This window comes from Variovorax sp. WDL1, assembly GCF_001541225.1.
Lineage (GTDB): Bacteria > Pseudomonadota > Gammaproteobacteria > Burkholderiales > Burkholderiaceae_C > Variovorax.
In genome coordinates this window covers 1-20,096 of the sequence record NZ_LMTS01000056.1, presented here as the reverse complement: position 1 = coordinate 20,096, position 20,096 = coordinate 1, and the positions used below count along the sequence as shown (strand labels likewise).

At 69.1% G+C, this 20,096-nt stretch carries 17 protein-coding genes and 1 pseudogene; 3 read left to right on the top strand and 15 right to left on the bottom strand.

The window, feature by feature from the left end; genetic code table 11:
* Both APY03_RS45610 and APY03_RS08640 read left to right on the top strand, forming a co-directional pair.
* Window positions 1–110: pseudogene (locus APY03_RS45610) on the top strand (hypothetical protein); the annotation flags it as partial.
* A gap of 216 nt (window positions 111–326) precedes the next feature.
* Window positions 327–2,345, top strand: coding sequence for a LuxR C-terminal-related transcriptional regulator (locus APY03_RS08640; protein ID WP_232324196.1), 2,019 nt, complete (start codon window positions 327–329; stop codon window positions 2,343–2,345).
* A 260-nt stretch (window positions 2,346–2,605) separates the two neighbouring features.
* Here APY03_RS08640 and APY03_RS08635 read toward each other — a convergent pair whose 3' ends face one another.
* The 7 genes from APY03_RS08635 to APY03_RS08605 all read right to left on the bottom strand — a co-directional run bounded on the left by APY03_RS08635 (window position 2,606) and on the right by APY03_RS08605 (window position 10,488).
* Window positions 2,606–3,565 carry a helix-turn-helix transcriptional regulator gene (locus tag APY03_RS08635; RefSeq protein WP_068675852.1) on the bottom strand — a complete coding sequence of 320 codons (960 nt, stop codon included), beginning with the start codon at window positions 3,563–3,565 and terminating at the stop codon, window positions 2,606–2,608.
* 185 nt (window positions 3,566–3,750) lie between these two features.
* Window positions 3,751–4,851 carry an ABC transporter ATP-binding protein gene (locus APY03_RS08630; RefSeq protein WP_068675850.1) on the bottom strand — a complete coding sequence of 367 codons (1,101 nt, stop codon included), beginning with the start codon at window positions 4,849–4,851 and terminating at the stop codon, window positions 3,751–3,753.
* Window positions 4,852–4,855: 4 nt separating this feature from the next.
* Window positions 4,856–5,854 (bottom strand): ABC transporter ATP-binding protein, encoded by a 999-nt coding sequence (locus APY03_RS08625; RefSeq protein ID WP_068675899.1) that lies wholly within the window; start codon window positions 5,852–5,854, stop codon window positions 4,856–4,858.
* 5 nt (window positions 5,855–5,859) lie between these two features.
* Entirely contained in the window at window positions 5,860–6,822 is a 963-nt protein-coding gene (locus APY03_RS08620; RefSeq protein WP_068675849.1) for an ABC transporter permease, read from the bottom strand.
* Between the two features lie 44 nt (window positions 6,823–6,866).
* The gene (locus tag APY03_RS08615) at window positions 6,867–7,844 is read right to left on the bottom strand and encodes an ABC transporter permease (protein ID WP_068675846.1); all 978 of its coding nucleotides are present in this window, start codon (window positions 7,842–7,844) and stop codon (window positions 6,867–6,869) included.
* 20 nt (window positions 7,845–7,864) lie between these two features.
* Complete coding sequence (locus APY03_RS08610; RefSeq protein WP_068675844.1) at window positions 7,865–8,893, bottom strand: M14 family metallopeptidase; 1,029 nt, start codon at window positions 8,891–8,893, stop codon at window positions 7,865–7,867.
* A gap of 17 nt (window positions 8,894–8,910) precedes the next feature.
* Entirely contained in the window at window positions 8,911–10,488 is a 1,578-nt protein-coding gene (locus tag APY03_RS08605) for an ABC transporter substrate-binding protein (protein ID WP_068675842.1), read from the bottom strand.
* Between the two features lie 221 nt (window positions 10,489–10,709).
* On the opposite strand from APY03_RS08605, the gene APY03_RS08600 reads away from it, so the two are divergent.
* Window positions 10,710–11,612: a helix-turn-helix domain-containing protein gene (locus APY03_RS08600; protein WP_068675839.1), complete on the top strand. Its 903-nt coding sequence runs from the start codon at window positions 10,710–10,712 to the stop codon at window positions 11,610–11,612.
* A 52-nt stretch (window positions 11,613–11,664) separates the two neighbouring features.
* On the opposite strand, the gene APY03_RS08595 is transcribed toward APY03_RS08600, so the two are convergent.
* From APY03_RS08595 to APY03_RS08560, 8 genes are all read right to left on the bottom strand, one after another.
* A complete protein-coding gene (locus APY03_RS08595) occupies window positions 11,665–12,777 on the bottom strand; it encodes an ABC transporter substrate-binding protein (protein WP_232081108.1) in 1,113 nt (370 codons plus the stop codon).
* Window positions 12,778–12,862: 85 nt separating this feature from the next.
* Window positions 12,863–13,729: an ABC transporter permease gene (locus APY03_RS08590; protein WP_083944230.1), complete on the bottom strand. Its 867-nt coding sequence runs from the start codon at window positions 13,727–13,729 to the stop codon at window positions 12,863–12,865.
* Window positions 13,726–14,490: an ABC transporter ATP-binding protein gene (locus APY03_RS08585; protein ID WP_068675893.1), complete on the bottom strand. Its 765-nt coding sequence runs from the start codon at window positions 14,488–14,490 to the stop codon at window positions 13,726–13,728. The genes APY03_RS08590 and APY03_RS08585 overlap by 4 nt, the downstream gene beginning before the upstream one ends.
* 75 nt (window positions 14,491–14,565) lie before the next feature.
* Complete coding sequence (locus tag APY03_RS08580) at window positions 14,566–15,390, bottom strand: enoyl-CoA hydratase/isomerase family protein (RefSeq protein ID WP_068675837.1); 825 nt, start codon at window positions 15,388–15,390, stop codon at window positions 14,566–14,568.
* Between the two features lie 17 nt (window positions 15,391–15,407).
* A complete protein-coding gene (locus APY03_RS08575) occupies window positions 15,408–17,570 on the bottom strand; it encodes an acetate--CoA ligase family protein (protein WP_068675835.1) in 2,163 nt (720 codons plus the stop codon).
* Window position 17,571: 1 nt separating this feature from the next.
* The gene (gene acuI, locus APY03_RS08570; RefSeq protein ID WP_068675833.1) at window positions 17,572–18,555 is read right to left on the bottom strand and encodes an acrylyl-CoA reductase (NADPH); all 984 of its coding nucleotides are present in this window, start codon (window positions 18,553–18,555) and stop codon (window positions 17,572–17,574) included.
* Window positions 18,556–18,705: 150 nt separating this feature from the next.
* Window positions 18,706–19,635, bottom strand: coding sequence for a LysR family transcriptional regulator (locus APY03_RS08565; RefSeq protein ID WP_068675831.1), 930 nt, complete (start codon window positions 19,633–19,635; stop codon window positions 18,706–18,708).
* An 81-nt stretch (window positions 19,636–19,716) separates the two neighbouring features.
* The gene (locus tag APY03_RS08560) at window positions 19,717–19,959 is read right to left on the bottom strand and encodes a hypothetical protein (protein ID WP_068675829.1); all 243 of its coding nucleotides are present in this window, start codon (window positions 19,957–19,959) and stop codon (window positions 19,717–19,719) included.
* Window positions 19,960–20,096: the final 137 nt, after the last annotated feature.

Genomic DNA, 20,096 nt, shown 5'->3' with positions numbered 1-20,096 from the left:
CGCATGGCGGCAGCGGCGAGCGGCATCGCCTGTTCGTCGCGTTCATGGACTTGCTCGCCGTACAGCCGGCGCTGGCCGTCCTCGAAGATCTCCATTGGGCAGACGAGGCGACGCTCGATCTGCTGCGCTACGCTGGCCGGCGTATTGCCCGCACACGTTCGCTCCTCATCGCGAGCTTTCGCAACGACGAGCTTGTTCCGTCACATCCACTGCGCGCCGTGCTCGGCGATCTGGCAACGGCCGGAGCGCCGCACCTGGCGCCGCAGCCCCTATCGCTGGCGGCGGTGCGCTCGCTCTCGGCCGGAACCGCAATCGACGCAGCGGCCTTGCACGAGCAGACCGCAGGCAATCCGTTCTTCGTCACCGAGGTCATCGCGGCATCAGCGAAGGCCGCAAGAGGCGTTCCCGCCACCGTTCAGGACGCGGTGCTGGCGCGCGCCGGGCGCCTGTCGCCCTCGGCCCGCGCCGTACTCGACGCGGCCGCGGTAGCCGGCCCGCGAGCCGAGCCTTGGCTGCTGTACGAGCTGACGGCCGCGGAGAGCGGATCCATCGACGAGTGCCTGGCGACCGGCGTGCTGCGCGCCGATGGCGTGTCGTTCGCGTTCCGCCACGAGCTGGCGCGGCAGTCGGTGCTTCAGGCAATCCCGCCGACACGAGCGATCGGGCTGCACCGGCTTGTGCTGCAAGCACTTCTCGCGAACGACGCGGCGAAGTTCGCCGCGCGACTGGTGTTGCACGCCGAAGCTGCCGGCGACCTGGCGGCATTGCGACACTGGGCGCCGGTCGCCGCGCGCCAAGCGGCGTCGCGCGGCGCGCACCGGCAGGCCGCCGAGCACTGGGCCCGGGCACTCGCACACTGCGACCCTGGTGCCGAGCGCGCTGCGCTGCTCGACGCGTCAGCCGAGGATGTGCATATGAGCATCGGCCTCGACGAGTCGATCGCCGTGCGAAGCGAAGCGGCGCGGCTGTGGTGCGAGCACGGACGACCGGACAACGCGGCGGTGTCGCTGGCACGGCAGTCACTCATATTCCTTTACGCCGCGCGCAATCCCGACGCTGCGGCGGCGTTGCGCGCGGCACGCTCGCTGGTCGCCGACCAGCCTGGATCGCGCGCGGCGCGCGTGGTGCAAAGCTGCGCCGCGTCGCTTTGCCAGTACGAACGCGAGTCCGAAGAGGCGATCGCCCTTGCGTCGGCGGTACTCGACCAGGCCGAGCGTGAGGACGACAAAGCCGAGATGGCGATGTGCTTGAAGACGATCGGCCGCTCGCAGATCGACTTGGCCCGTGTCGACGAAGGCCTCGCGACACTCGAGCGTGCACTTGCACTGGCGCAGGGTGCCAACGAGAACCGGCTCGCCAGCCAGATTTTCGCGAGCCTTGGGGCGGGTTGCGTCGACGCGTTCAGGCTTGCGGAGGCCGAGACGTGGCTGCGCAAGGGCATCGACTTCTGCACCGAACGCGACCTCGATGCGACGCGGCTGTGGCAGACGGCGTGGCTGGCCCACGCACTGCTGGAGCAGTCGCGGTGGGACGAGGCTGCGAGCGCCGCGCATGCAGTGACCGCCGCGCCGAAAGCGACGGTGATCGCACGAATCAAGGCGCTGGTCGTTCTCGGCCTGTTGCGCGCGCGGCGCGGCGATCCCGGCGTGTGGAGCGCGCTAGACGAGGCGCGCGATCTGGCGACGGGCACCGGGCCCGACCGCTTTCATGTCGCGCGGGTCGAGGCCACATGGCTGGAGGGACGCGACAGTGACGCTGCATGCGAGGCTGCAGCCCACCTTTCGCTGGCAACTGCCGCGCGACGAATCGACCTCGCCGCGCAACTGGCGTTGTGGTGCCGCCTCGGCGGCGACGAGGCGACGCCGATCCCCGACTTTTGCGCAAAGCATTCGTTCGCGCTCGAAGCCGCCGGGCCCTGGCAAGATGCGGCTGAGGCCTGGCGCGCGCTCGGCTGCCCATTCGAGACTGCGCGCGCCCTGGCACAAGGCGACGAGGCGGCGCAACGTCAGGCCCTCGCCATGCTCGAAGTGCTTGGCGCGTGGCCGTTGGTCGAGCGGGTCCGCCAGCGCCTGCGCGCGGCGGGCGTGCGTGGCCTGCCTCGAGGCATGCGGCGTTCAACGCGCCAGCATCCCGCTAGCCTGACAGACACGGAGCTGGCCGTACTGGAATTGCTTGCGGCGGGGCTGCGCAACAAGGAGATTGCGGTGCGCCTGCACCGCTCGGCACGCACCGTCGAACACCATCTCGCGGCGATCTTTATCAAGCTCCACGTGGCGACGCGTGCCGAGGCGGTGAGTGCGGCCTACCGACTGGGCATCGTCTCAGGGAAGCCAGCGAGCGCCTGAACCTGTTCGCCTGACCCAAGGACCACGTGCGTTGCCTGCTCGAACTCGGTCGTCAGCGATCGCATGCGCTCACGCACTTGCCGCGCGTCCAGCGTCTTCAGTCGTGTGTCGCCCATCACGAAGCGTCATGGTGCCACCGGCACACAGGAGCCGCACCAGCACGGCCGCGGAAATCCACGCCGTCGCGCAGAAATAAGCGCCAGCGCAGTGGATCCTTCATTTGCCACGACACGGCATCAACCGCCCGAGCCTGACAACCACTAGAGCGCCGACAGCTGGCTGACCTCGCCGAACCCACCCTCCCCGTGCTGCCATTGCGTCGCCGCCTTCACCAGCTGCACACGGTTGCGAGCCGCGAAGCGGCGCCGAAGCTGGCGCATGTGGTAGTCCACCGTGTGCGAGGACAGCTGCAGCCGATATGCGATCTCCTTGTCGCTGCGCCCCTGCAGCAGGTGCTCGAGGATGTACCGCTGCGTCGGCGACATGCCCGACATCTCGGCGCGCGCCGTCGGCGGCGCGGCCGGCACCCGCGCGTGGCGCGACAGGTATTCGTGCACGCTCAGGCCCAGCACCAGCGACTGGCCCACCACGCCCTCGGTGATCCAGCTGCGGCTGGGCGCGCTCGAGGTCAGGCTGATCACCGTGTGCTCGTTCACGTGCGTGGGCGAAGCCAGGCGGAAGAACAGGCCGCTGCGGATGCCGCTGGCATGCAGGTCGTCCAGGAAGCGTCGGCGCCGCTCGCTCGGGTCCGGGCCGGTGAGCGAGGCTTCCAGCTGGCTCACGTCCCACAGCAGCGGCAGGCTGGATGCCGGCGCCTCATGATGCCGCGCATCCACCTCGTAGTGGCGCTGCGCAAAGTAGCGCCGTATCCAATGCGCATTGCCATAGCTGGTGAAGAAGCTCAGCGGCCAGGACTGGCCGCGCACATAGGCGACCATGCCGTAGCCCATCCACTCGAAGCCGATCGCGTGCAGCATGCCGCGCACCAGGCGCGCCCGGGCGTCGATGCTGCCGGCCTCCACCAGGTCGCGCACGATGCCGGGCAGTTCGGCATGGCGGCCGAGGGTCTCGGGCCGGCACAACTGCTCCTCGGCATAGAGCTGCGGTGGCGGTCCGCCAGGCACGCTGCCCCCGCCGGCCGAAGGCGCCGCTGCGCCGGCCCTCGCAGCACCAGCCACCGACGAAGCCGCGGCGCGTTGCAGCAGGGATGACAGCATCATGGCGCGCACCTGCCGACGGGCGTATTCATCATGGTTGTGGATTCGCTGAAAGGAGGCGCAGGCGCGCCACGGCAAACATTCATGATCAGTCGGCCCCTCGCGGGCGTCCAGTGAAATTGATGAGCCAGATCGATGCGCTGCAGGCATCAGTGGGGGCCACGGCAAGGGCACCCTGCGTCCGCAAGTTAGCAAAGGCCTAAGGCGGCGCCTTGTAAATTCTTAACTCCGCCTGAATCATCCTTGTAGGACACCACCCCGTCAGTCGCCTGTGTATCGATCCGATGACAAGCCACCCAGCGATCGACCCCCACAGGGGCCAGCACCGGCGCCTCCTCGGCGCACCGCGGCAGTGCCTGCGGGCAACGCGGATGAAAGTGGCAGCCGCGCGGCGGATTGATCGGCGAGGGGATCTCCCCGCGGATCGCGACGAAGCGCTTGCGGCGCACCTCCAGCTTCGGCGCCTCGGCCAGCAGACCCTGCGTGTAGGGATGAAGCGGCGCCTCGAAGAGGGCCTCGGCCGGCGCCGACTCCACCACCCGCCCGAGGTACATCACCAGCACGCGGTCGCTGATGTGCCGCACCACGCCCAGGTCGTGGCTGATGAAGAGGTAGGTGAGCCGGAGCTCCTCGCGCAGCTGCATGAAGAGGTTGATCACCTGCGCCTGGATCGAAACGTCGAGCGCGGCCACGGCCTCGTCGCAGATCAGCATCCGCGGCCGCACTGCAAGTGCGCGCGCGATACCGATGCGCGCGCGCTGCCCGCCCGAGAACTGATGCGGATAGCGGCGCATGAGTTGCGGGTCCAGCCCGACCCGGCGCAGCAGGCCGGCCACCAGCTCCTCCTGCCCGCCGGCATCGACAAGCCCGTGCGCCAGCGGCGCCTCCCCCACGATGTGCTGCACCCGCAGGCGCGGGTTGAGGCTGGCGTAAGGGTCCTGGAAGACCATCTGGATGCCCAGCATGTGGCGCCGGTAGTCGGCGCGCGGCAGCCGCTGCTCCAGCGCCGCGGTGTTCTCGCCCTCCCACCAGCGCTCCCCTTCGCTCAGGCCGTGCAGGCCCGCGGCCATGCGCCCGAGGGTGGACTTGCCGCAGCCCGATTCGCCCACCAGGCCCACCACCTCGCCGCTCTTCACCGCGAGCGAGACGCGATCGACCGCATGCACGGTCTGCGCCGCGGGCGGCGCGCCCAGCAAGCGCGCAAGCCGGGCCGCGGCATCGGCTTTCCTCACGAAGCGCTTGGATGTCGCGCGCAGTTCCAGCAAGGGTGTCGAGGTCGAGGTCTGCATGGAGTCAAGCCGTCGTCGCGGCGATAGCGGGATGAGGATGGAAGCAGCGCAGCTGCCGCTCGGGCAACCGAACCAGCGGCGGTGCCGCGCGGCAGGCCGCATCGGCACGCGCACAACGGGCCTGGAAGGCGCAGCCCGGCGGCAGCGCGAGCAGCGAAGGCGTCATGCCCGGGATCTGTACCAGCGGCCGACCGCGCGGATTGCGCGAAGGCGCGCTGGCGATCAGGCCGCGGGTGTAGGGGTGGCGCGGCCGCTCCAGCACGTCCGCCACGGCGCCCTGCTCGACGATGCGCCCGGCATACATCACCGACACCGTGTCGGCCAGGCCCGCAACCACCGAGAGGTCGTGCGTGATCCAGATCAGCGCCGTGCCCGACTCGCGGCACAACGCCTGCATCTCCGCGAGGATCTGGCCCTGGATGGTCACGTCCAGCGCCGTGGTCGGCTCGTCCGCGATGATCAGGTCAGGCTCGTTGAGCAGCGCAATCGCGATCGCCACCCGCTGCCGCATGCCGCCGGAGAACTGGTGCGGGTAGGCCAGCAGCCGCTCGTGCGGCGAGGCGATGCCCACCTTGGCCAGCGCCGCGGCCGCGCGCCCGCGCGCCGCCTTAGCAGTCACGCGGTGATGCGCGCGTACCGCCTCGATCATCTGCGTGTCGATGCGCAGCACCGGGTTGAGCGTCATCATCGGATCCTGGAAGATCATCGCGACGCGGTTGCCGCGCACCGCCTGCAGCGCGCGCGGCGAAAGCTGCAGCAGGTCCAGCACCTCGCCGTCGCGCTGCGTCAGCAGCACCTTGCCTCCGGTCACGCGGCCCGGTGCGTCGACCAGGCCCAGCATCGAGTAGCCCGTCATCGACTTGCCGGAGCCGGACTCGCCCACCAGGCCCATCACCTGGCCCCGGTGCACCGTGAACGAGACCTCGTCGACCGCGGTCGCGATGCCCGCGCGGGTGAAGAAGCGGGTCTGCAGCCCTTCGACGATCAACGTGGGAGTCGTCATGGTGCTCACTGCCTCGAAAGCCGCGGGTTCAACACATCGCGCAGCTGGTCGGCCACCAGGTTGATGGCGAGGATGGTGGCCAGCAGCAGCAGGCCCGGGTACACCGACATCCAGTACTGCCCCGCCAGCAGCGACTGCTGGCCATTGGCGATCATCAGGCCCAGCGAGGGCTCGGTGATCGGCACGCCGATGCCCAGGAAAGACAGCGTGGCCTCCAGCGCGATCGCATTGGCCACCTGCAGCGCCGCCACCACGATCACCGGTGGCAGGCAATTGGGAAGCAGGTGCCGAAACACCACGCGCGCGCCCGAGAGCCCCAGGCCGTGCGCGGCCTCGATGTATTCCTTCTTGCGCTCGACCAGCGCGGCGGCGCGCACGGTGCGCGCATAGTAGGCCCACTGCACCGCCACCAGCGCCAGCGCGACATTGCCGACGCCCGGCTGCAACACCGTGATCAGCACCAGCGCCAGCAGGATGGCCGGGAAGGACAGCTGGATGTCCACCACCCGCATCAGAAAGGCATCGAGCCGCCCGCCCGCATAGGCCGCCACCAGGCCCAGCGTGCTGCCCAGCGACAGCGCGGCCACGGTTGCGACGATGCCGATGGCCAGGGAGATGCGCAGGCCGTAGAGCATGGCGGAGAGCATGTCGCGCCCCTGCTCGTCGGTACCCAGCAGGAAGAGCCGGCCGGCCTCGGCTGCGTGCGAGCCCGGCGGCAGGCGCGCATCGAGGATGTCGAGCTGCGCCAGGTCGTAGGGATTCTGCGATGCCAGCACCGGCGCGAGCAGCGCGGCGAGCGCCAGCAGGAGCAGCAGCGCGGCGCCGACGACGGCGATCTTCGATTCGGCGTACTGCCGCAGGAAGAGGCGCAGCGGCGATTCGACCGGTGGCGACTCGGCAGTGGGTTTCAAGACCGGCAAGGAGGGCACCTCGGTGCCCTCGCCGAGGGCGGCGAACTGTGTACTCATGGGGATGGATCGTTGTTGTCGTGGAAGGCGGTGCCTGCAGCGATTCAGGCTCCGGCATCGCCCAGCCGCACGCGCGGGTCGAGCGCCGAATAGGCGATGTCCACCAGCAGGTTGAGCAGCGTGAACATCGCCACCACCACCAGCAGGTAGGCCACCACCACCGGCCGGTCGAGCAGGCCGATCGATTCGATGATCAGCTTGCCGGCACCGGGCCAGGCGAAGATGGTTTCGGTGACGGCAGCGAAGGCGACCAGCGCGCCGAACTCCAGTGCCACCACCGTGACGATGGGCACCATGATGTTCTTCAGCACATGCACCCCCACCACCCGCGCCGGCGACAGGCCCTTGGCACGCGCGAACTTCACGTAGTCCTGCGTCAGCGCCTCGCGCGTGCCGGCCCGCGTGAGCCGCGTGACCAGCGCCAGCTTGAAGAGCGCGAGGTTGAGCGCCGGCAGCAGCAGGTGCTTCCAGCCCTCGAGGCTGAAGAGCGACAGCTGCAGACCGAGCAGCTCCCGGGTCGGCCCGCGCCCGCCGGCCGGCAGCCAGCCGAGCTGCACCGAGAACACCATGATCAGCATCAGCCCCACCCAGAAGGTCGGCAGCGAGAAGCCGAGGATGGAGCCGGTCATGATCGCCTTGCCGGCGAAGGACTCGGGCTTCAGCCCGGCCCACAGGCCCAGCGGCAGCCCGATGCCCATGGCAATCGCCATCGCGACCGCGGCCAGCTCCAGCGTCGCGGGCAGGCGCTCGAACACCAACGCCACCGCCGGCACGCCATGCACGAAGGACTGCCCCAGGTCGCCCTGCAGCGCGCGCCACAGGAATTGCGCGTACTGCAGCGGCAGGGAGCGGTCCAGGCCCATGGCATGCGCGAGGCGCGTGCGCTCGGCCTGGTCGGCATCCATGCTGATCAGGATGTCGGCCGCGTTGCCGATCAGGTAGACGCTGGCGAAGACCAGCAGGGACATGGCAAAGAGCACGAGCAGGCTCTGCCCGAGGCGGCGTATCACGAAGGCGAGCATGGGTAAGGCCTGGCGGTGGTTCAGGAAGCTGCGAGGCGCACGCGCCGCATCAGGTAGCCCAGGCAGTCCTGGCGGATCGCGCGCAGGTCGCGCGTGAGCATGGCGGCGATGGCAGGCTGCGCCAGGCGAACCCGCCGCTCGCTGTGCCGGAAGAGCCCGGCGATCGGCCGGCCGTCGAGGCCGAAGGCCCGCAGCGGCTCGACCGCCAGCTGCGGCGCGGTGGTGGCGATGACATGGCCGGCCTCGAGCGCGCGGAAGTTGAGCGACTCGATCTCGGGCAAGAGGCGGATGTCGGCTTCGTTGTCGCCGTGGTCGTCGCAGGCCAGGGACAGCGACTCGGCCACCTTCAGCACCGCGAAGGCCTCGAAGATGTCGAGCGATTCGCCCTCCCCGGACGCGTCGCCGGACTCGAAGAGCGCGGGCCCCGCGCGCAGACACCTGTCGATCAGCGCCGCTGCGCGGAACACGCCCTGTGCGCTGCCGATCTCGCCGCACTCGCAGCTGATGCTCGGCGAAAAGGCCGCGAAGGCCGCACCCAGCGAAGGCTGCGATTCGATCAACACGGCCAGCGGCGAGAACAGGCGTGCGAGCACCAGGTGCTGCCGCTGCGTGCCGCTCAGGCAGCTGTACAGCGGATTGCGGCCGGAGTTGTTGTGCAAGTCCAGCGTGGCGAAGACGGCGCGCTGCCGCATGACCTCCACCACCGCCGCCGCCATGTGCTCGTACGGCGTGCGCGGAGGCGCAGTCGACCAGATGCGGTTGAAGTCGGGCTGGTCGTCCAGCCGACGTACGCCGGCGCCCGCCGCGTCCACATTGCCCACGAAAACCGAGAGCCCGCGGGGCAGCCGGCGCGCACCGTAGCTGGCCAGTACCGACTGCAGCGCCAGCAGGCCGACGTCCTCGTTGCCGTGCAGCAGGATCGAAACGAACAAGCGCTCCGGCGCATCGCCGGGCAGGTGGATCAGCGTGGGCCCCGGCAGCACGCGATGCAGTTCGCGGGCCGCGGCTGTCATGAAGCCGGGAGGCAGGTGGTCGAGCTGCTGCAGCATGTCCGTGCGCCCTCCCCTCAGTCCGGCCGGACCTGGTGGGCCAGCGTGAACTCGTCCACCCGCGGCACGAAGGCGATGCCCTTGCGGCCGGCCCAGGTCGCGACCTGGTGGTAGAGCGGGATGATGGCGAAGTCCTTCGCCAGCGCCTGCTCGGCCGCGTCCTGCAGCAGTTGCTCGCGCTTGCGGTCGTCCACCGTGTGCAGCGCCTCGGTCAGCAGCGCATCGAACTGCGGACTGGCGTAACTGCTCCAGTTGGTGGCGCCCATGCCCTTCTCCTTGTCGGGCGTGCCCAGCAGGCCGCGCATCGCGCCCGAGGGCTCGCCGCCGCCCACGCCCCAGCCGAGCAGGCCGAAGCCCAGCTCCTTCTTCGATGCCCGCCCCACGTAAGTCGCCATCGGCGAGACCTGCACCTTGGTCGCGATGCCGCCGCGCGTGAGCATCTGGCCGATGGCCTGCACCACCTGCTCGTCGTTGATGTAGCGGTCGTTGGGGCCGAAGAGCGTGAGACCGAAGCCGTCGGGATAGCCCGCGTCGGCCAGCAGCCTGCGCGCGCCGGCCAGGTCGACCGCCTCGGGCTTCAGCTTCGGATTGAAGCCGAACATGCCGGGCGCGGCGATGTTGGCGGTGGGCACGGCCAGCCGGTCCAGCACGCGCTCGGCCAGCAGCTTGCGGTCGATCAGCTTGGAGATGGCCTGTCGCACCCGTGCATCCTTCAGCGGATTCTTCGCCAGCGGCCGGCCCTCCTTGTCGGTGACGAAGGGCGAGCTGTCGCGATGGTCGGTGTAGAGGAACATCACGCGGCTCGAGACCTTGTCGAACACCGTCAGGTCCTTGTTCTGCCGGAACTGCGTGACCAGGTTGGCCTGCACGTTCTCCACCAACTGCACGTCGCCCGACAGCAGCGCCGACATGCGCGCCGCGTCGGCCGGCAGCATGCGCAGCGTGAGCGCAGCCCAGGCCGGCTTCGCGCCCCAGTAGTCGTCGAAGCGCGCGAACTGCACCGAGGCGCCCGGGCTGAACTTCACGATCCGGAACGGGCCGGTGCCTGCATCCACTTTCACCTGGTTGAAGTCGTCGGTGCTCGCCTTCTCGGCCGCCTTCTTCGAGACGATGAAGATGCGCGTCAGGTCGTTGGGCAAGAGCGGCGCGGGCGCTGCGGTGGTGAGCTGCACGGTCAGCCGGTCGATCGCCTTCTTGCCCGTGATGTTGCGTGTGTAGGTGGCGAAGGAGCTCAGACTGTTGGCGATCGCCGCCGGACGGTCGAGCGAGAACAGCACGTCCTCTGCGCTCAGGCTGCTGCCGTCGTGGAACTTGACGCCGTCGCGCAGCTTGAACTCCCAGGTCCGGTCGTCGACCGCGCGCCACGAGGCGGCCAGCGCAGGCACCAGGCGCGTGTCGGGGTCCAGCGCCACGAGGGTCTCGTAGGCGTGGCTCACCACCGCGCTGACGGCGTCGTTGTTGTAGAAGTGCGGGTCCACCGTGCTGGGGCTGCTGGCGAGCCCGATGCGCAGCTCCTGGGCGGGCAGCGCGCAGGCGGCGAGTGCCAGCGAGGCTGCGCACAGCCAGCCGCGCAGGCGGCCTTGTCTCCATTTCATGGGTCTTCTCCGGTTCGAAAACATGGGTTTGCGCGAGCGCACTCCCCACGCTTGCGAAGCGTGAAGAAGATGCCGATCGCCCTTCACAGAATCGTTCGGCACTGGCATGCTCCGGCCCTTCGAATCGGTGAATCGACTGCGCCGCAATCGATGACCGCGAAGTTAACAAGCGGCGAACTTCTCGCCTTGTAAATTCTTAAGGTCCGCGGACCTGGGCTTCGATGGAACTCCTGGACAACTGCTATTGGCGAGACGCCGAGCTCGCGGGCCTGCAATTCACCGCCAATCGTTTCCTGCAGCGCGAGATCCGGCCGCACCGGCACGTCGGCTTCACGCTCGCGGTGTGCGACACCGAGCTGCAGGTGCGAACGCCTGCGGGCCTCACGGTCGTGCCGCCCGGGACGCTGCTGCGCATCGCGCCGCAGGTGTGGCATTCGGTGCAGGCCCGCAGCGCCCCCTGGCGCGAAGACGCGATGTACTGCAGCTTCGCGGTCGCGCGCTGCGTGAGTCCTGCCGATGCCGGCGGCGCGCAGGTGCAGCCGGTCGAAGGCGACGCGGCGCTCGCCATCTTTCCGCAGTCATCGGCGGCGCGCGACTTCATCGAATGCCACCGGCTGCTGCGGGAGGCCGCGCGCAGCGGCAACGAGGAGCCCGGCACGCTCGGCCGCACGCTGCTGCGCCAGCGCCTTGCCCAATGGATGCCGCTGCAGGCCGCGGACCCGCCCGAAGCGCAACCGGGCGTCGCGCTCGCCCTCGACAGCGGCGACGACCGCGTGAACCGGCTCTACGAACTCATTGCCTCCGGCTTCCACCAGCGCCTCACGCTCGATGGCCTGGCCGATGCGGTGGGCTGGCATCCGGTGCACCTGCAGCGCCGCTTCAAGAGCGCCTGGGGTTTCACGCCGCACGAGCTGCTGGTGGGCCACCGCATCGAGTACGCCCGCAATCTCATCGCCGGCGGCGCGCGCGTCACCTATGCCGCGCACGCGGCCGGCTTCAGCGACCAGAGCCACTTGCACAAGACCTTCCTCAGCACCTATGCGGTGGTGCCTGGCGAGTACCGACGGCTGTCGGCGCTCGATGCGCTGCAGCCGCCTTCGGCGCGCAACGGCATCGTGGAGTAGCCATGAATGCCTGCCACCCCTGGAGTGACCGGAGCACGTTGCGGATGCGGTCCTAGCGCGCCGCCGCGCAGGACTGCGCCTGCTTCGCTACCGCCTGCGCGTCGAAGTCGTTCACACGCTCGAAGAACCTGTCGCTCGCGATGACGAAGGTGGCCGGCGCGATCTTGCGATCGATCAGCTTGGCGTCGAGCATGAAGTCCTGCATGCGCCCGAACGCCTCGGGCGTGGCCCGGCCCCAGAGCTTGCCGCCGTTCATCTCGAAAGCCGCCTTCATCGATTCCAGCTGCGCGCGCAGCAGGTTGTCGTCCCACCGCGCGAGCGTTGCGTCGTCCGAACCGGTGGGCTTGCTCTCGGGAAAGCGCGCCCAGTGCAGCTTGCGCACGCACTCCGGGTTGGAGACGGCGAACAGGCTGGCCTTGGCCGCGCCGCGCACGATCGCTTCGACCATCGCCGGGTCGCGCTCGATCGCGCGCTGGGTCGTGGCCAGGGAGAAGTCAGGCAGGCGCTGCCAGTCGGGGCTGCGAAAGAGGCGCAGCTTGGCGCCGGCGTTCTCGAATCCGGCAATGGCGGCATTCCAGAACATCAGGCCCTGCACGCGGTTGGACTTCAGCGCCTCCAGCGCCGGGGCGCCAGCACCGGTGGCAATGATGTTCACGTCCTTGTCCGGATCGAGGCCGTTGGCCTTCAGCATCGATTTCAGGAGCGGCAGGCCGCCGCTCGCGAGGCTCACGATGCCGATGTTCTTGCCCTTGAGGTCGCTCACCTTCTGCATGGGACCGTCGGCCTGCACGGCGACGGCCCAATCGATCACGCTGTTGTTCATGACCACCCGCGCCGGAATGTTGCTGGTGACGTTCGCCTGGATCGCGACGTTGGAGCTCACCTGCGCGAAGTCGACGTTGCCCGTCGCCAGCTGCTGCACGGCCTGCACCGAGCCGGGCGCGGCGATGACCTGCACGTCGTAGCCCTCGCTCTTCCAGTAGTCGAGCGCGATCGGCATCATGAGCCACGGATAGGTCACGTTCAGCACCGTCACGCCGCCGGCGGCGATGGTCACCTTCTTCAGCGGCTTGGCAGGCTGCGCCAGCGCCATGCCGGGCGAGATGGCCGCGGCGGCCACGCCCAGCCCGGCAATCACACATTTGATCCTCGTCAGTCGCAGCATCTGGAAACCTGCCTTTCGCTCAATGAATGGAACAACAGAAAGAAAGAATGAAAAGAAGCGGGCCCGAAGCGCCACAGCCGGGCGTTCACGCCCCCGAGATGCGCTGGCGCTCGTCCTCCGCCCAGAACACCACCTTGCGCTGCACGGCATGCACGAGCCAGTGCAGCCCCAGTCCCATCGCCGACAGCAGGATGAGGATGGCGAACATGCCGGCCGTATCCATCGAGAAGGTGCGCTGCAGAATGAGATAGCCCAGGCCGGCCTGCGCGCCCACGAACTCGCCCACGATGGCGCCGATCACCGACAGCACGATCGAAACATCGAGCCCCACGAAGATGAAGGGCAGCGCATGCGGGATGCGCGCCATGCGAAACACCTGCCAGCGCGAGGCCGTGAAGGCCTTGAGCAGCTCCAGCTGGTCGCTCGGCACCGAGCGCAGCCCCACCACCGTGTTGGCGAGTACCGGGAAGAAGGCGATGGTGGCGGTGATCACGATCTTCGAGGACATGCCATAGCCGAACCAGATCACGAACAGCGGCGCGATCGCGACTTTGGGAATGGTCTGGAATGCGACGACGTAGGGATACAGCGTGCGCTCGACCAGCGGGAACTGCGCAATCACCGCGCCCAGCACAAGGCCAAGGCCGGCACCGAGCGCGAACCCCGCGATGGTCTCGTAGAAGGTGACGCCGAGGTGGTAGGTGAACGTGTTGGTGCGGATGCCTTCCCACAGCGACGCAGCCACGGCCGACGGCGTGGGCAACAGCAGCGGCGTGACTTCGAGCAGACGCACGGCCAACTCCCATCCGCCGACCACGACGATGAAGAGCAGCGCCGAGAGCGGCAGCTCCGGCCTGGGACCGAGCCAGGAGAGCGCGGGCCGTTCCGCGGCCGGCTCGTCCTCTGCCGGCGTGGTCGCATCGAAGGAGGAAGTGACGGAGGCGTTGTTCATGCGTCGAGTCCCAGCGAATGAAAGTGCTTGCGGATGGCGGACACGTAGCCGCCGAAGCGCTCCGAATTGATCATTTCCAGCGTGCGCGGGCGCGGCAGGTCGACCTGCAGGATCTCGCTGATGCGGCCAGGCCGCGGCGACATCACGATCACGCGGTCGGCAAGGAACACCGCCTCCGGGATGCTGTGCGTGACCAGCATCACCGTCTTGCGGCTCTGCGACCAGATGCGCAGCAGCTCCAGGTTCATGGTCTCGCGCGTCATCGCATCGAGCGCGCCGAAGGGCTCATCCATCAGCAGGAAGGCAGGCTCGTGCACCAGCCCGCGGCTGATGCCCACGCGCTGCTGCATGCCGCCGGAGAGTTCGTTCGGGTACTTGTTCTCGAAGCCTTCGAGGCCGACGAGCTTGAGATAGGCGCGCGCCCTCGGCTCGTATTCCTTCATGCTCAGGCCCTGGATCTCGATCGGCACCAGCACGTTCTCGAGCACGGTGCGCCAGGGCAGCAGAACCGGGGCCTGGAAGACCACGCCCACGTCGCGGCTCGGGCCGTCGATCGGGCGCTGGCGCACCTTGACCGAGCCGGTGGAGCGTCGCAGCGTACCGGCCAGGATCTTCAGCAGCGTGGACTTGCCGCAGCCGCTGGGGCCTACGACGGTGACGAACTCGCCGTCGGCGATGTCGAAGCCCACGTTCTTGAGCGCCTCGATGTGCTGGCCCTCGCGGGTCCGATAGATCTTGTTGAGCCCGGCGACCTCGATCATCGCGCCCTCGCCGCGTTCGGCGGGTGCGGCGGATGGAATGACGCTGAGCTTGGCGGACGCGCTCATGGCCTCGTCCTAGGCGGCGGTTTCGGCTGAAAGCGCGAAGCGCGCGTCGCGCCACTTGAAGGCCGCCTTCAGTCCCTGCTTCGCCGCGACCTCGAAGAAGTCACGCGACTCCTGCGACTCCGACATCAGCACCAGGGTGAAGATCTCCGCACCGAGGTCCACCGTCGATTGGAAGCCGCGCAGGTCGTAGGCGCGGTTGAGGCCCTGCTTGTTCAACTGCATCGCGGGAGGCGGGATCATCGCGAGCTTCAGCGCCAGGCGTTGCGCTTCCTGCAACAGCTTGCCGGCGGGCACGACCCGATTGGCCAGACCGATGCGCACCGCTTCCTCGGCGCCGATGCGATCGCCCGTGAGCAGCAGTTCCTTGGTCTTCTTCATGCCCAGCACCCAGGGCATGATCGCGAAGGGTGGTGCGGACTGGAACTGGATCTCCGGCTCTCCGAACTCCGCGTTGTCGGCAGCGATCGTGATGTCGCACACCATCGACAGGTCGCAGCCGCCGCCCAGGCAGAAGCCGTTGACCGCGGCGACCACCGGCAGGCGCGAGCGCCAGATGCGGTACCAGGTGTCGTTGCCCAGCTTGACGTGGTCGCGCCAGTCCTTCACAGTGGTCAGGGGCTCTTCCCGCGGGCTCAGGTCGAAGCCGGCGCAGAAGGCGCGGCCCTCGCCGGTGACGACCAGTGCGCGCACCGACTCGTCCTGCTCCAGCGCATCGAGTGCGTGCTGCATCTCGAGCAGGATGTCGTCGTTGAGCGCGTTCATCTTCTCGGGGCGGTTCAGCGTGAGGGTCGCGATCCAGCGGTCGACGGACACGCTGATGCATTGGTAGTTCATGGCGGATCTCCTGGGTTTCACGGATGGGAAGCTGGGGCCCGAAGCTCGACGAGTGCGTCCAGCACGCGCACGCCCTCGCCCCTGGCGAGCACGGCAACGGGGTTCAGGTCGATGGCCTCGATGTGGTCGGCATAGGCGCTGCCGATCTGCGACAGCCGCACGATCAGCGCCTCGAAGGCCGGGCGATCGGCCGGCGCCGCGCCGCGAAAACCGTCGAGCAGGCGCGCGGCGCGCGTGCTGCCCACCAGTGCGGTGGCGCGCGGCGCATCGACCGGCGCCAGCGCGAGGCTGCTGTCGCGCATCAGTTCGACCCACACGCCGCCCGCGCCCGCGACGACCGCATGGCCGAAGGGCGCCTGGCGCGACAGGCCGGCGATCATCTCGATGCCGCCGCGCACCATCTCCTGGATCAGCACGCCGTCGATGCGTGCGCCGGGCATCCGTTCGCGCACGGTGGCAAGCATTTCGGCGAACCCGGCGCGCACTTCCGCCTGCGTGCGCAGGCCCAGGCGCACGCCGCCAGCGTCGGTCTTGTGGGCGATGTCGGGCGAGTCGATCTTCATCACGACCGGAAAGCCGATCGCCGCGGCCGCCTGCGCGGCCTGGTCCGCATCGGCGGCGCGTGACTCGCGATTGGCGCGGATGCCGTGCGCTTCGAGGAAGCGCTTGGCCTCGTACTCCGACAGGGCCTGCCCGGAGGCGAAGCGGTCGACCCAGGCCGGGTCGGCTCGGAGCTCGGCGGCGCCAACGTGCGCGACGGACGGTTGCCACAGATGCCAGTCGATGAAATGGCGCATCGCGAGCAGCGCCGCGCGCGCGCCTTGCAGTGCGGCCACGCCGCTGCCAGCCAGGGGCTCGACGGTGCGCGGGTGCAACCCGCCGCCCACGTTGCTGTAGAAGGCGATCGGCTTGTCGGCTCGCGCCGCCGCGGCGGCCGTGGTGGCCGCGATGGCGCGGTAGGTCTCCGCGCCCTTCGCGCCCAGGCTCACGGGGCAATCCTGCGAGACGGCCAGCATCGCAACGCCCGGGTCCGCCAGCAGTGCGTCCATGGCACGTGCGTACATGGTCATGTCGAACACCGCTGCGCCGGTGGCGTCCAGCGGATTGCTGGGCGTCGCGAACGCCGGGAGGCAGGCGCGCAAGGCATCGAGCGTGGGCGTCGCCAGCACCGCGAAGCGCAGCCCGGCCACCTGCGCCAGGTCGCAGGTGAGCGCCACCTCGCCGCCGCTGACGTTGATCACGGCCAGGCCGTCGCCTGCGGGCCGCTTCGCCGACTCGACCAGGAGCGCGCAGGTCTCGACCATCTCGTCCATGTCCTCGACGAGTACCACGCCGGCGCGGCGGAAGAAGTCGGCCGCCGCCGCATGCGAGCCCGCCAGCGATCCGGTGTGCGCAGCAGTGGCGGCCGCGCCCTGCGTCGATCGCCCGACCTTCAGCACCACGACCGGCTTGCCGGCCGCGCGCATCCGGGCCGCCGCCTGGAGAAAGCGCTGCGGATGCCGCACCGATTCCATGAAAAGCGCTGCCACTCGCGTGTTCGGATCGTCGGCGAAGAAGCCGAGGTAGTCGTCCACGTCAAGCACGGCGGCGTTGCCGACCGACACGAGATGGCTCAGTCCGAAGCGGCCAACGCCCCCCAGGGCAATGCAGCCCGAACCCGAATGCGACGCGATCGCCACCCCGCCCACGCGGGACGGCTCCGGCAACGGTGCGCTGTAGAGCGAGATGCGGTCGTGCAGGTTGGCAAGCCCCAGGCAATTGGGGCCGCACACCAGCAGCCCGGTCTGCGCGGACAGCGTGGCCAGTTCCACCTGCAGCGCCCGGCCGGCTTCGCCGAGCTCCGCAAAGCCGCTGGCAAAGACCACGGCGGCGCGAACGCCGCGCTCGGCGGCCTGGGCCAGCGCAGGCAGCACCTTGTCCGCCGAAAGCGCCACCACGGCGCAGTCGGGCGCCTCGGGCAGGTCCTGCAGATCGGCAAAGCAGCGAACCCCCTCCACGTCCGGCGCCGAAGGGTGGATCGGATAGATGCGGCCGGCATAGCCTGCGGCGAGCAGGTTCTTCACCACCGAGTTGCCGAACGAATCCGGCCGCGGCGAGGCGCCGAGCACGGCCACGGAGGCGGGGCGCATCAGGGGCGTGAGATCGCGCAGGGGCGCGGCGTCGGAGAAAGGAGCTTGCATTTCAGGCACGAACGTTCACCACGGTGCGCCCACGCACGTTGCCCGCAAGCAGCGCAGGCGCGGCGTCGAGGGTTGCTGCCAGCGCAATCTCATGCGTGATCAAGTCCAGGCGCTCACTGTCGAGTTCCTGCGACAGCCGCTGCCACGCACTCAGGCGGTCGGCGCGCGGCGCCATGACCGAGTCGACGCCGATGAGACTCACGCCGCGCAGGATGAAGGGAGCCACCGTTCCCGGCAGGTCCATGCCCTGCGCCAGGCCGCACGCCGTGACCACGCCGCCGTAGCGCGTTGTGGCGCAGGCGTTGACCAGCGTGTGGCTGCCGACCGAATCCACCACCCCGGCCCAGCGTTCCTTGCCGAGCGGCTTGCCGGGTGAGGAGAACAGCGAGCGGTCGACGACCTCGGCCGCCCCGATGCGCTTGAGGTAATCGGCTTCGGCGGCCCGGCCGGTGGATGCAACCACCCGGAAGCCGCGGCCCGCGAGCAGGCTGATCGCCACGCTGCCCACCCCGCCCGAGGCCCCGGTCACGAGGATTTCGCCATCGTCCGGGCGCACGCGCTGACGCTCCAGCGCCTGCACGCAGAGCATGGCCGTGTAGCCGGCGGTGCCCAGGGCCATGGCAGTGCGCGCGTCGAGCCGTTCGGGGAGCGGCACCAGCCATTCGCTCTTGAGGCGCGCCCGCTCGGCCAGGCAACCCCAATGCTGTTCGCCTGCACCCCACCCGTTGAGGATCACGCGGTCGCCGGCAGAGAACTCCGGATGCCTGCTGTGTTCGACAACGCCCGCGCCGTCGATGCCGGGCACCATCGGCCATGTGCGCACGACAGGGCCGCGGTTCGTGATCGCCAGCGCGTCCTTGTAGTTGAGCGACGAATATTCGACCCGCAACGTGACGTCGAGATCGGGCAGCTCCGAGTCGTCGAGATCACGCAGCGAAGCTTCGAATCGCTCCTCGCGTCGCTCCAGCAATATGGCCTTGAACATGCCCGCTTCCATTCCTTCTTGGTGGTCGATGAGCGCGAATCTATCGACGGCCAATGCACCAAGCAAGAATAGAAATCGTCGATTTGCGTTCGCAGAATTCGAACGCAAGGGGAAACCCTCCCCCGGGCCGACTGCCTTCGAAGCAGGGCATCAGAGCTTGTGCCGCAGCGCGTTGCGGATCTCCTCGATCAACGAAAGACTGGCCACCGACAGATGGCGGCCCGCGCGCGTGCAGCACACCAGTACCTGCGGCTTGATCCTCGAATCACGGATCGGCACGAAGGCCGCGTCCGGATGGTTGGGGTCGCGCCCGAACAGGTACTGCGTGAGGATCGCGACGCCCACGCCGGCCGACGCGGCGCTGCGCATCAGCTCGTAGGAGTTGGTGGTGAGCACCGCGCGCGGCTTCATGCCCACGCGCGCGAACATCTGGTCGAGCGTCGCTCGCAGGGCCAGGCTGGCGTCGGGCATCACCAGGTCGTAGGCCGCGCATTCGGTCAGCCGGACCCAGCTGCGCTCGGCCAGCGGATGCTTGCGCGGGACCATGACGCAGGAGCCCACGTCGCGCTTGGCGAGGATGGACAGGCCTGCATGCGCGGGCGGGTTGTAGCCGAGCGCGAAATCGATCTCGTCATCGAGCGCCAGTTCCACCAGCCGCGGCGAGCTCGCGACGGTGACCTCGTAGTTGACGCCCGGGTACCTCTTGTGGAACGCGGCCAGCAACTGCGGCAGCAGCTCGCGCGAGAAGCCCTCGTTGACGCCGAAGTTGACCGTGCCGCGCTGCAGGCCGCGCAGCGCATCGACTTCGGTGCGCGCCGTCGCGATTTCGCCCATCGCCCGCTTGAGGTGATGGATGAAGACCTCGCCGGCGGAGGTGAGCTTGAGGCCGCTGCGCCCGCGGCCGCGCTCGAACAGCACCGCGCCGATTTCCGCCTCGAGGTTCTTCACCTGGCGGTTGATCGCGGAGGCGGCCACGTGCGTGCGCTCCGCCGCCCGCCGGAACGAGCCGGCCTGGGCCACCTCATAGAAGTAACGCAGCGAGGTCGGGTTCTTGAGGTGAAGGCCAGGGTCTCGGGACATGGTGCTGTGCTTGCGGGTGAGGGACAAGCCAGCTTAGCGGCCAACCAGCCGCGCAGCTCCCGAGGCCTCACGGCGAGCGCGTCAAGGTCCCCCCACGCGTATCCGCGTTCCGTTGTCGAGCGTGTCCGGATCGTCCAGCCGCACCGGGTCCGCATAGCCGTCCATCAGCGCGCGCCGGTACTGCGGGTTGAGGTTGAAGAGCTGCGAGAGCGCCTCGTCGTAGCCGATGCCGTCGCGCTTGCCCTTGGCTTCGGCGATGCGGCTGAAGCTGGAACGCTCGCGCACCCGGCCATCGACGATCCAGTATTCGGAAAGCGGCGGCATGGGATCTTGCGGATCGTCCGGCGACGACTTCGGTGGCGTGGTCTGTGTCGGCGGGGGGGTGGCCGTGGACCCTGGCTTCGGACCGGCGGTTGACGCCGAGGTGGGCGTGGGCGTGGGCGTGGGCGTGGGCGTGGGCG

What these genes read in the sequence shown, in the direction of transcription:
- APY03_RS08635 (WP_068675852.1), bottom strand. Translation starts at nt 3,565, where the DNA reads ATGATGCTGTCATCCCTGCTGCAACGCGCCGCGGCTTCGTCGGTGGCT.
- APY03_RS08630 (WP_068675850.1), bottom strand. Translation starts at nt 4,851, where the DNA reads ATGCAGACCTCGACCTCGACACCCTTGCTGGAACTGCGCGCGACATCC.
- APY03_RS08625 (WP_068675899.1), bottom strand. Translation starts at nt 5,854, where the DNA reads ATGACGACTCCCACGTTGATCGTCGAAGGGCTGCAGACCCGCTTCTTC.
- APY03_RS08620 (WP_068675849.1), bottom strand. Translation starts at nt 6,822, where the DNA reads ATGAGTACACAGTTCGCCGCCCTCGGCGAGGGCACCGAGGTGCCCTCC.
- APY03_RS08615 (WP_068675846.1), bottom strand. Translation starts at nt 7,844, where the DNA reads ATGCTCGCCTTCGTGATACGCCGCCTCGGGCAGAGCCTGCTCGTGCTC.
- APY03_RS08610 (WP_068675844.1), bottom strand. Translation starts at nt 8,893, where the DNA reads ATGCTGCAGCAGCTCGACCACCTGCCTCCCGGCTTCATGACAGCCGCG.
- APY03_RS08605 (WP_068675842.1), bottom strand. Translation starts at nt 10,488, where the DNA reads ATGAAATGGAGACAAGGCCGCCTGCGCGGCTGGCTGTGCGCAGCCTCG.
- APY03_RS08600 (WP_068675839.1), top strand. Translation starts at nt 10,710, where the DNA reads ATGGAACTCCTGGACAACTGCTATTGGCGAGACGCCGAGCTCGCGGGC.
- APY03_RS08595 (WP_232081108.1), bottom strand. Translation starts at nt 12,777, where the DNA reads ATGCTGCGACTGACGAGGATCAAATGTGTGATTGCCGGGCTGGGCGTG.
- APY03_RS08590 (WP_083944230.1), bottom strand. Translation starts at nt 13,729, where the DNA reads ATGAACAACGCCTCCGTCACTTCCTCCTTCGATGCGACCACGCCGGCA.
- APY03_RS08585 (WP_068675893.1), bottom strand. Translation starts at nt 14,490, where the DNA reads ATGATCGAGGTCGCCGGGCTCAACAAGATCTATCGGACCCGCGAGGGC.
- APY03_RS08580 (WP_068675837.1), bottom strand. Translation starts at nt 15,390, where the DNA reads ATGAACTACCAATGCATCAGCGTGTCCGTCGACCGCTGGATCGCGACC.
- APY03_RS08575 (WP_068675835.1), bottom strand. Translation starts at nt 17,570, where the DNA reads ATGCAAGCTCCTTTCTCCGACGCCGCGCCCCTGCGCGATCTCACGCCC.
- acuI (WP_068675833.1), bottom strand. Translation starts at nt 18,555, where the DNA reads ATGTTCAAGGCCATATTGCTGGAGCGACGCGAGGAGCGATTCGAAGCT.
- APY03_RS08565 (WP_068675831.1), bottom strand. Translation starts at nt 19,635, where the DNA reads ATGTCCCGAGACCCTGGCCTTCACCTCAAGAACCCGACCTCGCTGCGT.
- APY03_RS08560 (WP_068675829.1), bottom strand. Translation starts at nt 19,959, where the DNA reads ATGCCGCCGCTTTCCGAATACTGGATCGTCGATGGCCGGGTGCGCGAG.